General features: G+C 73.1%; 11 protein-coding genes. 5 read left to right on the top strand and 6 right to left on the bottom strand.

Annotation, left to right across the window (positions count from 1 at the left end):
- The first annotated feature begins 151 nt into the window (after positions 1–151).
- Both ACIP8W_RS10165 and ACIP8W_RS10170 read left to right on the top strand, forming a co-directional pair.
- Positions 152–823, top strand: a complete 672-nt coding sequence (locus ACIP8W_RS10165) for a FadR/GntR family transcriptional regulator (protein ID WP_401950155.1) — start codon at positions 152–154, stop codon at positions 821–823.
- Positions 824–1,146: 323 nt separating this feature from the next.
- Complete coding sequence (locus ACIP8W_RS10170; protein ID WP_401950158.1) at positions 1,147–2,181, top strand: PAC2 family protein; 1,035 nt, start codon at positions 1,147–1,149, stop codon at positions 2,179–2,181.
- Between the two features lie 92 nt (positions 2,182–2,273).
- Here the strand turns inward: ACIP8W_RS10170 and mshC are convergent, their stop codons facing one another.
- The 4 genes from mshC to ACIP8W_RS10190 all read right to left on the bottom strand — a co-directional run bounded on the left by mshC (position 2,274) and on the right by ACIP8W_RS10190 (position 5,821).
- The gene (gene mshC / locus ACIP8W_RS10175; RefSeq protein WP_401950161.1) at positions 2,274–3,503 is read right to left on the bottom strand and encodes a cysteine--1-D-myo-inosityl 2-amino-2-deoxy-alpha-D-glucopyranoside ligase; all 1,230 of its coding nucleotides are present in this window, start codon (positions 3,501–3,503) and stop codon (positions 2,274–2,276) included.
- A gap of 138 nt (positions 3,504–3,641) precedes the next feature.
- Complete coding sequence (locus ACIP8W_RS10180; RefSeq protein ID WP_402202593.1) at positions 3,642–4,475, bottom strand: SCO1664 family protein; 834 nt, start codon at positions 4,473–4,475, stop codon at positions 3,642–3,644.
- Positions 4,439–5,029 (bottom strand): DUF3090 domain-containing protein, encoded by a 591-nt coding sequence (locus ACIP8W_RS10185; RefSeq protein ID WP_401950167.1) that lies wholly within the window; start codon positions 5,027–5,029, stop codon positions 4,439–4,441. Before ACIP8W_RS10185 ends, ACIP8W_RS10180 begins: the two co-directional genes overlap by 37 nt.
- Positions 5,030–5,134: 105 nt before the next feature.
- Entirely contained in the window at positions 5,135–5,821 is a 687-nt protein-coding gene (locus tag ACIP8W_RS10190) for a histidine phosphatase family protein (RefSeq protein WP_402202595.1), read from the bottom strand.
- Between the two features lie 73 nt (positions 5,822–5,894).
- On the opposite strand from ACIP8W_RS10190, the gene ACIP8W_RS10195 reads away from it, so the two are divergent.
- Positions 5,895–6,908, top strand: coding sequence for a magnesium and cobalt transport protein CorA (locus ACIP8W_RS10195; protein ID WP_402153460.1), 1,014 nt, complete (start codon positions 5,895–5,897; stop codon positions 6,906–6,908).
- Between the two features lie 19 nt (positions 6,909–6,927).
- Here the strand turns inward: ACIP8W_RS10195 and ACIP8W_RS10200 are convergent, their stop codons facing one another.
- Together ACIP8W_RS10200 and ACIP8W_RS10205 are read right to left on the bottom strand one after the other, a co-directional pair.
- On the bottom strand, positions 6,928–7,713 hold the full coding sequence (locus tag ACIP8W_RS10200; protein ID WP_401950176.1) for a ferritin-like domain-containing protein: 786 nt from the start codon (positions 7,711–7,713) through the stop codon (positions 6,928–6,930).
- A gap of 235 nt (positions 7,714–7,948) precedes the next feature.
- Positions 7,949–9,001, bottom strand: a complete 1,053-nt coding sequence (locus ACIP8W_RS10205; RefSeq protein WP_401950179.1) for an LLM class F420-dependent oxidoreductase — start codon at positions 8,999–9,001, stop codon at positions 7,949–7,951.
- 130 nt (positions 9,002–9,131) lie between these two features.
- Between ACIP8W_RS10205 and ACIP8W_RS10210 the strand changes: the two genes are divergently transcribed.
- Positions 9,132–10,115, top strand: a complete 984-nt coding sequence (locus ACIP8W_RS10210) for an aldo/keto reductase (protein WP_401950182.1) — start codon at positions 9,132–9,134, stop codon at positions 10,113–10,115.
- Positions 10,112–12,409 carry a helix-hairpin-helix domain-containing protein gene (locus ACIP8W_RS10215; protein ID WP_402202598.1) on the top strand — a complete coding sequence of 766 codons (2,298 nt, stop codon included), beginning with the start codon at positions 10,112–10,114 and terminating at the stop codon, positions 12,407–12,409. The genes ACIP8W_RS10210 and ACIP8W_RS10215 overlap by 4 nt, the downstream gene beginning before the upstream one ends.
- Positions 12,410–12,416: the final 7 nt, after the last annotated feature.

A 12,416-nucleotide genomic window follows, 5' to 3' on the forward strand; every position in this document is an offset into this window, starting at 1 on the left:
ACGGCCGCCCGGATCCGTATCGGACTGATGTACGCATCGAGGGGCGCCCCCGGCCGGGGGCGCCCCTCTCCGTTTCCCCGCTCCGTTTCCCTGTTCCGCTCCTCCGAGGCACATAATGAGAGCCGATAGATCGGATGTCTGGAGGTCGCCCATGGCTGTCACCGACGAGGCCATCGAGAAGATCAAGGGGATGATCGTCTCGGGTGCGCTGCGCCCGGGGGACCGGCTCCCCAAGGAGAGCGAACTCGCCGCCGAGCTGGGCCTCTCCCGCAACTCGCTGCGCGAGGCGGTACGGGCGCTCTCACTGATCCGCATCCTCGACGTACGGCAGGGCGACGGCACCTACGTCACCAGCCTCGCCCCCCGGCTGCTCCTGGAGGCACTGAGCTTCGTCGTCGACTTCCACCGGGACGACACCGTGCTGGAGTTCCTGGCCGTACGCCGCATCCTGGAGCCGGCCGCCACCGCGATGGCGAGCGCCCGGATCGACACCGCCGCGCTCGACGCGCTCGACGAGCGCCTCGACGCACTCGGGCCGCGGCCCTCGGTGGACCAGCTCGTCGCGGCCGATCTGGAGTTCCACCGGGAGATCGTGCGGCACTGCGGCAACTCGGTGCTCTGCTCCCTGCTGGACGGGCTCTCGGGGCCGACCACCCGGGCCAGGGTCTGGCGCGGTCTGACCCAGGAGGACGCGGTCGCCCGTACCCTCCACGAGCACCGGGCGATTCTCTCGGCGCTCCGCGACCGCGACGCGGAGGCGGCCAGGTCCTGGGCGACGGTCCATATCGCGAGTGTGGAGATGTGGCTCAGATCCACCCTCTGAGTACGGGGACGATCCCGGCGTCCGGCGCCGCCCTCCGCCCTCCGCCCTCCGCCCTCCGCCCTCCGCCCTCGGGAAGAACATCGGACCTCTCCCTGTCATCCGATGTATCGGCTCGTGGGAGCGCGACCGAACAGGACCTGACCGAAAAATAGGGAAACAGCTCGGATGAATCCCCGGGGGAATGGACAGAGAGTGGGGGTACCCGCCGTGGCCCGTCCGCCCGTACGGGGAAGTTCACCCGGCCGTGCACGGGCTGCGGGCGGGCAGGGGCGAAGCCGTAAGGTTGGTGCGGTACGAGAGGGAACTTCGGAAGGAGGCACTGGGTGATCGAGCTCGAGGGGGTTCCCGAGCTGATCGACCCGGTCATGGTGGCCGCGTTCGAGGGCTGGAACGACGCGGGCGACGCGGCCTCCACAGCGGTGGCGCATCTGAACCGGGAGTGGAAGGGCGAGGTGTTCGCGGCGCTGGACGCCGAGGACTACTACGACTTCCAGGTCAACCGGCCCACGGTCTATCTGGAGGGCGGCCAGCGGAAGGTCACCTGGCCGACCACCCGGCTCTCCGTGGTGCGCGTCGGCGGGGAGAAACCCCGCGACCTGGTCCTGGTCCGCGGTATCGAACCGTCCATGCGCTGGCGCTCGTTCTGCAACGAGCTGCTGGGCTTCGCCCATGAGCTGGGCGTCGAGATGGTGGTCATCCTGGGCGCGCTGCTCGGCGACACCCCGCACACCCGGCCGGTGCCGGTCAGCGGGGTCACCTCGGACGGGGACCTGGCCAGGACGATGGACCTGGAGGAGTCGCGGTACGAGGGGCCGACCGGCATCGTCGGCATCCTCCAGGAAGCCTGCACCCACGCGGGCGTACCGGCGGTGAGCCTGTGGGCGGCGGTGCCGCACTACGTCTCGCAGCCGCCCAACCCGAAGGCGACGCTGGCGCTCCTCAACCGCCTGGAGGACCTGATCGGTCTGCGGATCCCGCTGGGTGAGCTGGCCGAGGACGCCAGGGCCTGGCAGCTGGGCGTGGACCAACTGGCCGCCGAGGACAGCGAGGTGGCGGAGTACGTCCAGTCGCTGGAGGAGGCCAGGGACACGGCCGAGCTGCCGGAGGCGACGGGCGAGGCCATCGCCCGGGAGTTCGAGCGGTATCTGCGCCGGCGGGACGGCGGCCCCGGTCAGACACCGGGCGGCCATGCCACGGAGAGCGGTGAGGGCACGGCGTATCTGCGCGACGCGTCCGGCGGACGTACGCGCCCGCCGAAGCCGCCGCGCGGCGGCCCCGGCACCGACAAGGACCCCGACCAGGGCTCCGGACCGGGACCGGCCGACGAATCGGGCGCCCCGGACGACGAGGACGACTGAGCGCGGGCGGACATGGCTGAGGGGCGGTGCCATCGGGCGCCGCCCCTCAGCCATGTGTCCGGTCGGGTACGGGCACGGCCCGCGTCCGGGTCCTACAGCGCGACGCCGAGCAGCGCGTCGACCGTGCGGGACACCACGCCGGGCGCGCCCTCCTCCGTACCGCCCGCGGTGTCCTGGAGCGCGGCCCAGCGGTCGACGGCCGCGAGGGCGGCCGGCGCGTCCAGGTCGTCGGCCAGCGCCTCGCGTACCTCGTCGACCAGCGCCTCGGCCGACGGGCCGTCGGGCCGCGACACCGCGGCCCGCCAGCGGGCCAGCCGGTCGACGGCGTCCTGGAGGACCTGGTCCGTCCACTCCCAGTCGGAGCGGTAGTGATGCGCGAGGAGCGCGAGGCGGATCGCCGCCGGGTCCACACCGGACCTGCGCAGCGTCGACACGAAGACGAGATTGCCCTTGGACTTGGACATCTTCTCGCCGTCCAGCCCGACCATGCCGGCGTGCACATAGGCACGGGCGAACGGGTGCTCGCCGGTCAGCGCCTGGGCGTGCGAGGCGCCCATCTCGTGGTGCGGGAAGGCCAGGTCGCTGCCGCCGCCCTGGACGTCGAAGCCCATGCCCAGGTGTTCGAGGGCGATGGCGACACATTCGATGTGCCAGCCCGGCCGGCCCTGTCCGAGGCTGCCGCCGTCCCAGCTCGGCTCGCCGGGGCGGGCCGCCAGCCAGAGGATCGGGTCGAGCGGGTTCTTCTTGCCGGGCCGCTCGGGGTCGCCACCGCGCTCGGCGGAGAGCAGCCGCATGGCCTCGGCGTCGAGCCCCGAGACCGCTCCGAAGTGCGGATCGGCCGCCACGGAGAAGTAGATGTCGCCTTCGAGTTCGTACGCGGCGCCGGCCTCGCGCAGCCGCTCCACCAGCGGGATGATCCCCGGTATCGCCTCGACGGCGCCGATGTAGTGCTGGGGCGGCAGCATGCGCAGGGCGGTCATGTCCTCCCGGAAGAGCGCCGTCTCGCGCTCGGCGAGCGCGGTCCAGTCCTCTCCGTCGCGCACCGCACGCTCCAGCAGGGGATCGTCGACATCGGTCACGTTCTGGACGTAGTGAACCTGCCGCTTCGTATCGAGCCACACGCGCTGCACGAGGTCGAACGCGTTGTAGGTCGCCGCGTGACCCATGTGGGTGGCGTCGTACGGCGTGATGCCGCAGACGTAGATACGGGCGACGGGACCGGGCTCTAGGGAGACTCGGCCATTGGTCGAGGTGTCGTGAATCCTGAGGTCGCGGCCCTTGCCAGGAAGGGCGGGGACCTCGGAAGCGGGCCAGGCATGCATGTCATGAGCGTAACCGGATGGAGGTTCCGGATACGAACCGGAGGGGCGATCCTGTCCCATTGGGCACTCTTGCGCGATCCGCCGAAAACTGCTGCGCCGGTCCCGGCGGGACCGGCGCGGCGGTTCACTGGTCGGTGCTCACACCGGGGGCCAGGGGATCGGCGGCCACTCCCCCGAGGGGCGCGGGTGCAGACCGGTGTGGCGCAGCTCACCGACCCGGGCCCGCAGGGCGTCGGTCTCGGCCGGGGTGATGAGTTCGGCCAGCCGGGTGGCGAGCGGGCCGCCCGGCGCGAGGACCTCCGCCAGCCCGTCCAGCATCGCGCGCGCCTCCTCGGTCAGGGGCTCGCCCGCCCAGCCCCAGAGCAGGGTGCGCAGCTTGTCGTCCACGTTGAACGTGACGCCGTGGTCGATGGCGTACAGCCGCCCCCCGGACGCGGGCAGCAGATGGCCGCCCTTGCGGTCGCCGTTGTTGATCACCGCGTCGAGTACGGCGAGCCGGCGCAGCCGTTCGTCGTCGGCGTGCACCAGCAGGGCGGTGCGCCCCTCGCCGACCTCGGCGCGGCCGACGGCCTTCCAGCCCTCGCCCGGCTCCTCCTCCTCGATGAGGGCCAGCAGCGGCGCCCCGGCGGGGGCGTCCTCCGGCTCCGGGTCGATCCACAGCTGGCACATGCCCTCGCCGTACGGCCCGTCCCGCAGCACGGTCGGCGGTACGAGACTCCAGCCGGTCGCCTCGGAGACCTCGTAGGCGGCCACCTCGCGCCGGGCGAGCGTCCCGTCCGGGAAGTCCCACAGCGGGCGCTCCCCCGCGACCGGCTTGTAGACGCAGCCGGCCTCCCTGCCCTCGTACGCGACCGAGCAGTAGAGCACCCCGTTGGACGCCTCACGGATCCGGCCGCGCACCGTCAGCTCGCCCCGGGCGAGCAGATCCACCTCGGTCACGCTCCGCGGCGGTATCCGTTCTGGCGCGGGCATACGTGTCCTTCCGGGTCGAGCGGCAGGCTGCACAGCGGGCACGGCGGCCGGCCGGCGTTGACCACGTCCAGGGCGCGTTTGGCGAAGGCTCTGGCCTGGGCGCCGGAGAGCCGGACGCGGAGCATCGGCGGGCCGTTCTCCTCGTCCTGGAGCAGCCGCTCCTCGGCCTCGGCGAGGTCCTCGTCGGTGTCGGCGTCCAGCTCGACGAGGGCCTGTGCCTCGATGATCATGCGCTGCTCGTCGCCGTCCCAGGCCAGCGCCATGGTCCCGACCCGGAACTCCTCCTCGACGGGGGCGTCGAGGGGGGCCGAGTCGAAGATCCCGGAGGGCGCCGCGGCCGGTACGGGAGCGTTGCCCCCGGTACGGCGTACCACCTCGTCCAGCAGTTCGTCGATCCGCTCGGCGAGCGCGGCCACCTGGGTCTTCTCCAGGGCGACGCTGGTGACGCGCCCGGCGGCGGAAGCCTGGAGGAAGAACGTACGGCGTCCAGGCAGCCCGACCGTACCGGCCACGAAACGGTCCGGTGGGTCGTAGAGGAACACCTGACGGGACACGTCCTGTCTCCCTTGGAAATCGTCGGATATCAGAATCGGATCATCAGATCAGAAGGGCTGTCCGGAATCGCTCGGACGGCGCGTCCACCCTACTGCGCCGATGGATCACGGTGCTCCCGCACCGCCCCCCACCACACCGGCCTCGCCTCCCGGGTGTTCCCTCGGAGCCAGCCCGGCGAGGTCACCGGTGTCGCCGAGCCGCAGCAGAAACGGGCGCAACCGGGTGTAACGGATGGCGGTGAGCGAGCAGGGGTCCACCTGGATCCGCTGGAAGAGGTCGAGATGCATCCCGAGGGCATCGGCCACGATCGCCTTGATGATGTCCCCGTGCGAGCACATCAGCAGCACGGCGTCCTCACCGTGCTCCTCGTCCACCCGCGCGGTCCACTCCCGTACGGCGTCGACGGCGCGCGCCTGCATCGCGCGCATCGACTCGCCACCGGGGAACGCGGCGGCGGACGGATGCTGCTGGACCACCGTCATCAGCGGCTCGTCCATCAGCTCCGCGAGTTTGCGGCCCGACCAGTCGCCGTAGTCGCACTCCCCCATCCGGTCGTCGGTGCGCAGCTCCAGCTCCGGCCGGGCGTCGAGCAGCGGACGCAGGGTCTCGCGGCAGCGCTGCAACGGGCTGGAGACCACCGCGGCGAGCGGCACGTCCGCCAGCCGCCCCGGCAGCGCGGCGGCCTGCGCGGCGCCCCGCTCGTCGAGCGCGACACCCGGTGTCCAGCCGGCGAGCAGCCCCGCGGTGTTGGCGGTGGACCGTCCATGACGTACGAGGATCAACGTGGCCATGCGTGCAGCCTAGGCGTTCGGTGGGCGCGCGCTCCACGGCCCGGGGGTGCGGTCGCGGGCCGGAAAGGGAAGAATGCCCGCCGTGATCGTGGACTGTGCCATCTACCGCGACGGGCGCCGCACCGACGGGCCCGCCGATTTCTCCGATGCCCTCGCCGAGGCGCGGGCCGAGGGGGACGCGTTCCTCTGGCTCGGGCTGCACGAGGCCACGGAGAAGGAGTTCGCCCTCGTGAGCAGCGAGTTCGGGCTGCATCCGCTGGCCGTGGAGGACGCGCTCACCGCGCATCAGCGGCCCAAACTGGAGGTGTACGACGGCTCGCTGTTCGTCGTCCTCAAGCCGGTCCGGTACGACACCGTCAGCGATGTCGTCACCACCGGCGAGCTGATGGTCTTCATAGGAGACTCGTTCGTGGTGACCGTACGGCACGGCGAGGGCGCCCCGCTGGCCGCCGTACGGCAACGGCTGGAGGCCGAGCCCGAGGTGCTCAAACACGGCCCCACCGCCGTGCTGTACGCGGTCAGCGACGCGATCGTCGACAACTACATCGAGGTGGCCGGGGAGCTCCAGATCGATCTGGAGGAGCTGGAGGAGGAGGTCTTCGCACCCAACGGCGGCGAGGGCGCGCCCGACGCGGGCACCCGGCCCCCGACCGCCGCGCGGATCTACAACTTCAAGCGCCAGGTGCTGGAGTTCCGCCGGGCCACCGGGCCGCTGGCGGGGCCGATGGCCCGGCTCGCGGGCGCCGGGGTGCCGTTCGTCCATGACCACGCGCAGCCGTTCTTCCGCGATGTCAACGACCATCTGCTGCACGCCAACGAGCAGGTGGAGGGGTTGGACCGGCTGCTCTCCGACATCCTGTCGGCGCATCTCGCGCAGATGGGCGTACGCCAGAACGACGACATGCGGAAGATCTCGGCATGGGCCGCCATGGCCGCCGTCCCGACGATGGTCGCGGGGATCTACGGCATGAACTTCAAGCACATGCCGGAGCTGCGGTACGTGTGGGCGTATCCGGCCGTGCTGTGTTTCATGGCCGTCACCGTCTTCGGGCTGCACCGGGCCTTCAAACGGCGCGGCTGGCTCTGAGGGCTTCGAGCCGGAGCCCTCAGAAGGCGGGCGCCGCGGTGGCGGGCCCGCCGAGGGCGTCGCGCCGCTCGGGCATCGCGAGACCGGTCATCCGGCGCCATCCGGTGGCCCGTTCGTACGCGTACACGGCGTGGATGCCGGCCGCCAGCGCCGCGGCCTTGGGCGCGGGCCAGCCGAGGATCCGGCCCATCCGGTCCATCACGGCGAGGCTCACCTCGCGGTAGACCCGGATCTCGGCGAGGGCGCACGCGCGCAGGGCGCGGTGGATCGTACGGCCGTGGCCCGCCCGTGCCAGCCGCAGCAGCTCCTCGTGGCAGTAGGCGAGGTGGTTGTCCTCGTCGTTGCTGATCATCTTGACGGCCCGGCCGATCTGCGGGTCCCGGCCGAAGTGCTTGACCAGCATCGCCATCTGCTCGGAGGCGCGCTGCTCGGTGACCCGGCTGTGGGCGAGATAGACGACGATGTCCTCCTCGGACAGCCGTCTCTCCCCGTGCAGCCTGGCGTGGGTGAGCCCGATGCCCCGCCGCTCCAGCAGTCCGGTGTAGTCGGTCTCCGGCGGGACCTCGACCGGGTCGAGACCGCGCTTGCGCAGCAGGGCGTTGAAGATCCGTCCGTGCTTGTCCTCGTCGGTGCCGTGCCGGGTGATCTTCGGGGCGAGATCCCGCATGGAGTCGGGCACCAGCGCGGCGATCCTGCCGTTCTCCCAGCCGCCCTGGGCCTCGCCGCCCGCCGCGATGGAACAGAAGAGCCGGAAGGAACGGTCGTCGTCCAGGATCTCCTGGAACAGGCTTCGGGCCGAGAGCATCACTGCCACCTCCTGGGCACATCCGGACATCGCCACCCGTAGAAGACGAGTCAAAGCGGATGCGGGTCGGCGGGCAACAGGTACGCCGGTCCACTGGACCGAAAGACTGAGGACGACGTCCCGTACGGCGCGTTGACCAGGGACGTCCGCAGGCGTCGCGGTATGCGCCGGCCCTGGCCGGGAGGAGCCCCGGGCCCCACCCCGGCCGCGGACCCGGCCCGGCCGGGACCGCGCGTTACGACGCCAGCCCGGCGCGCTCCAGCGCCGCCGAGCCGACGCGCAGCGCCTCGACCCGCTCGTCGAGCGTGAAGCCGGACGGCGCGAGGGTCAGGGTGGTGACCCCGGCGGCGGCGTACTCCCGCATCCGGTCCGCGATCCGGTCGACCCGGCCGAGCAGCGTGGTCGAGTCGATCAGGTCGTGCGGCAGGGCCGCCGCCGCCCCGTCCTTGTCGCCCGCGAGGTACTTGTCCTGGACCTCGACGGCCTCCTTCTCGTACCCCATGCGCCGCGCGAGCTGGTTGTAGAAGTTCTGCTTGCGGCTGCCCATGCCCCCCACATAGAGCGCGGTGTACGGGCGGAACGTGTCGGCCAACGCGTGGATGTCGTCGCCGACCGCGATCGGCACGGTGGGACAGACGTCGAAGCCGTCCATGGTCAGCCCCGCCTTCTCGCGGCCCGCCCGCAGCGGGGCGATCGCCGTGGACTCCAGCTGACCGGCGGACGCGAAGATCAGCAGCGCGCCGTCGGCGATCTCGCCGGTCTGCTCCAGGTTCTTCGGGCCGATCGCGGCGATGTAGAGCGGGATGCGCTCGCGCTCCGGGTGCACGGTGAGCTTCAGCGGCTTGCCGGGCCCGCCGGGCAGCGGCAGCGTCCAGTGCTCGCCCTCGTACGACAGCCGCTCACGGGTCATCGCGCGGCGGACGATCTCGACGTACTCCCGGGTGCGGGCCAGCGGCTTGTCGAACTTCACGCCGTACCAGCCCTCGGAGACCTGCGGTCCCGAGACACCGAGGCCGAGCCGGAAGCGGCCGCCGGAGAGCGAGTCGAGGGTGGCCGCGGTCATCGCGGTCATCGCGGGCTGGCGCGCCGGGATCTGGAGGATCGCGGAGCCGACGTCGATGTTCTCCGTGTGCGCGGCGACCCAGCTCAGCACGGTCGGGGCGTCGGAGCCGTACGCCTCGGCGACCCAGCAGACGTCATAGCCGAGCCGGTCGGCCTCCTGTGCGACGGCGAGGTTGTCGCCGTCCATCCCCGCACCCCAGTACCCGAGGTTGATGCCGAGCCGCATAACCACTCCCTTACCGATGAGTAACGTCCCTGTTCCGGGGGACTCTAGCGCGCCGCTCCGACATTCGTCAGGCGCCCCGTTGTCCACAGGCTCTCTCCGCCCGGGGCCGTGGCCAGTAATCTCAAGCGCCATGGAGCAGAGGCATCTCGGCCGTACCGGCCTGCGTGTGTCCCGGATCGGGCTCGGCACCCTGACCTGGGGACGGGACACCGACGAGCACGACGCCGCCGACCAGTTGAAGACATTCTGGGAAGCGGGCGGAACGCTGATCGACACCGCGGATGTGTACGGGGGTGGGGAGGCGGAATATCTGCTCGGTCAGCTCGTCGAACGGCTTGTGCCACGGCGCGACCTGATCATCGCGACAAAAGCCGGGAGCGTCCCCGATCCGTACCGCCGCTTCGACGGGTCGCGGGGGCATCTGCTCGCCGCGCTGGACGCGTCGCTGGAGCGGCTCGGCACGGACTATGTCGACCTGTGGCAGATACACGCCTACGACACCGACACCCCGCTGGAGGAGACGCTCCACGCGCTGGACATCGCCGTCAGCAGCGGCCGGGCCAGATACGCGGGGGTGTCGAACTACTGCGGCTGGCAGCTCGCCAAGGCCGCCACCTGGCAGCTCGCGGCGCCCGGGATACGGACCCGGCTGGCCAGTACGCAGATGGAGTACTCCCTGCTCCAGCGCGGGGTGGAGCGGGAGGTGCTGCCCGCCGCGAACGACCTGGGGGTGGGGCTGCTGCCCTCGTCCCCGCTCGGTCGCGGGGTCCTCACCGGCAAGTACCGGCACACCACCCCGCCCGATTCACGGGGCGCGTCCGAGCAGATGGCGCCCTTCGTCGAGCCGTATCTCGACGAGGCCGCGCGCCGGATCGTGGACGCCGTGGCGACCGCCGCGGACGGGCTGGCGACCACCCCGCTGGAGGTCGCGCTCGCCTGGGTCAGGGACCGCCCCGGAGTGGTCGCGCCGATCATCGGCGCGCGCAACGCACAGCAGCTCACGGCCGCTTTGTCAGTGGAGAGCCTTAGTCTTCCTGACGAGATCTGCCAGGCGCTCGACGATGTGTCGGCGCCCGTGCACCGCTATCCCGACCAGGACTGGAGCACGCTGTGAGTACGGACCGCGACACCGCTGTCACGGAGGAGCCCACGGCCGGGGCCGAGGCCGGGGCCGAGGCCGAGGCCGGGGCCGAGGCCGAGCTTGTTGAGGCCGAGGCTGTTGCCGAGCCCGAGGTAGCGGCCGAGGTAGCGGTTGAAGCCGGGGCCGAGCGCCTGAGCTCCGAGGCGACGGCGGAAGCCGAGGCGGCGGAGGCGGCGGAGGCGGAGGCGGCGGAGGCGGAGGCGGCGGAGGCGGAGGCGGCGGAGGCGGAGGCGGAGGCGGAGCTGTCCGAGGCGGCGGCCGAGCTGGCCGCGCAGCGGGAACTGCGGGCCCGGATCGAGCAGCGGAAGGCGGAGAAGGCCGGACCCATCGCCGCCGGCGCCAAGCTGAGCGGCCGGGCCGCGGATCTGCTCGCGGCCGTACGGGCCGTGGAGAGCGGAGCGCCGGTCGACCCGGCGCTGCTGAAGGCGGTGGCCCCGGCCGTCGCGCCGCCCCCGCCGGTCGCGCCGTCGCCGGATCCACGGCCCGCCGCGCGCGCCACCCGGCCCTCGTCGGCGCCCTCGTCCGCCCCCGCCCCCGCCCCCGCCCCCGATCCCGGGACCGTCGCCGCCGTACGGGCCGTGCTCGCCGAGGGCGGGGCGCCGCCCGCGCTCGCGGGGCAGGTCTCGGACGTGCTCGGGGAGCGGGCCGCCGAGGCCCTGCGGGAGGACCCGTGGCGGCTGCTCGCCGTGGCGGGGGTGCGGCCCGAGCAGGCGGACGGGTTCGCGCGGGCGCTGCTGGGGGCCGCGTGCGGCCCCGGGGACGAGCGCAGGGCCGCCGCGCTGGCCGGATGGCTGCTGGAGCAGGCCGCGCTCCGGGGCCACACGGCGCTGGCGGAGGCATCGGTGCGTACCGCGCTGGCGGGGCACGCGGTGCCGGACCCCGCCGGGGCCGTACGGCACGCGGTGGCCGAGGCCGTGGTGCTGGAGTTCCGGGACGGCCCGGAGGAGGACGAGGCGGACACTGATCCCGACGAGCCCGGCGCGGAGACAGCGGCAGCGCCGGTGCTGCTGGCGCTCGACCGGTACGCGCTCGCGGAGGAGAGCCTGGCCGACGGGCTCGCACGGCTGCTGAAGACCTGCTCGGAGACGTCCTGGGAGGAGGCCGCGGCGGGCGCGGCCTCGTCCTCCGCCGCCGAGCTGATCCGCGCGGCCGCCGGTCATGGGCTCGTCGCGCACACGGGCGGTGAGGCCGCGCGGGCCGAGCCGGTGGCCCTGGCCGGGGCGGTCCGCGCGCTCGGGATGCGCGCGGCGGTCGCGGTCCACAGCGAGAACGGCCGCGACCGGCTGGCGGCGGGCCCGGAGCCGGACGCGGTCACGGTGGCCGGTCTGCTCTCCGGTGCGGCGGGCCCGGGGCGGGACGCGGACGGGCTGTTCGCGCTCGACCTCCTGGTGGTGCTGGACGCGCCGCAGCTGGATGTGGAGACGGCGGCGATGCTCGTGGAGTCGCTGCCGGACGGGGCGAGGCTGGTGCTCAGCGGTGACCCCGGGGTGCTCGCGTCGGCCGGCGCGGGCCGGGTGTTCGGCGATCTGCTGGCGGCCCGGGTGTGCCCGCGCGTCGCGTCCCGTACCCCCGATCCGGGGCCGGTCGGCGAGCTGGTCTCCGGGATCGGCGTCGGCGAGCTGCACCAGGTGGCGGCGCCCGGCAAGGAGGTCGTGATCGTTCCGGTACGGGACGCGGGCGAGGCCGTGCACCGCGCGGTGCAGCTGGTGGCCGAGTCCGTGCCGCGCGCCTTCGGGGTGACCGCCGGGGAGACCCAGGTGATCACCGTGGGCCACGGCGGCCCGGCCGGTACGCGCGCGCTCAACGCGGCGCTCAAGCAGCGGCTCAACCCGGGCCCCGGCGCGTTCGGCGGCTTCGACCCGGGGGACAGGGTCGCCCACGTCCCCGCGCCCGGCCGGACGCTCCAGGGCGTGGTGGTCTCGGCGGACGCCGAGGGGCTGCGGCTCGACTGCGGGGGTACGCCGGTGCTGGTGCCCCGGGAGCGGGTCGAGTCGGCCGTACGCCACGGCTGGGCGCTCACGGCGCACCAGGCGGCGGGGATGCGGTGGCCCGCGGCGGTCGTGGTGCTCCCCGGGGACGCGGCGGGCGGGCTGAGCCGTCCCTGGGTCTATACGGCCTTCGGCCGGGGCGACCGTCATCTGTCCGTGGTCCACGGTGTCGACCAGGCGCTGGCACGCGCGGTGGCCGACGTACCGGCGCAGGACCGCACGACCCGGCTGGGTCCGCTGCTGGAGGCCCTGCTGGCTCCGGCGGACCTGCCGGGGTGACGGGATG

This window comes from Streptomyces sp. NPDC088554 (genome assembly GCF_044752945.1).
Taxonomy (GTDB): Bacteria; Actinomycetota; Actinomycetes; order Streptomycetales; family Streptomycetaceae; genus Streptomyces.

Bases quoted from the DNA above. Each gene is read 5' to 3' on its own strand.
- ACIP8W_RS10165 (WP_401950155.1), top strand. From the start codon at position 152: ATGGCTGTCACCGACGAGGCCATCGAGAAGATCAAGGGGATGATCGTC.
- mshC (WP_401950161.1), bottom strand. From the start codon at position 3,503: ATGCATGCCTGGCCCGCTTCCGAGGTCCCCGCCCTTCCTGGCAAGGGC.
- ACIP8W_RS10180 (WP_402202593.1), bottom strand. From the start codon at position 4,475: ATGCCCGCGCCAGAACGGATACCGCCGCGGAGCGTGACCGAGGTGGAT.
- ACIP8W_RS10190 (WP_402202595.1), bottom strand. From the start codon at position 5,821: ATGGCCACGTTGATCCTCGTACGTCATGGACGGTCCACCGCCAACACC.
- ACIP8W_RS10195 (WP_402153460.1), top strand. From the start codon at position 5,895: ATGCCCGCCGTGATCGTGGACTGTGCCATCTACCGCGACGGGCGCCGC.
- ACIP8W_RS10200 (WP_401950176.1), bottom strand. From the start codon at position 7,713: ATGCTCTCGGCCCGAAGCCTGTTCCAGGAGATCCTGGACGACGACCGT.
- ACIP8W_RS10205 (WP_401950179.1), bottom strand. From the start codon at position 9,001: ATGCGGCTCGGCATCAACCTCGGGTACTGGGGTGCGGGGATGGACGGC.
- ACIP8W_RS10210 (WP_401950182.1), top strand. From the start codon at position 9,132: ATGGAGCAGAGGCATCTCGGCCGTACCGGCCTGCGTGTGTCCCGGATC.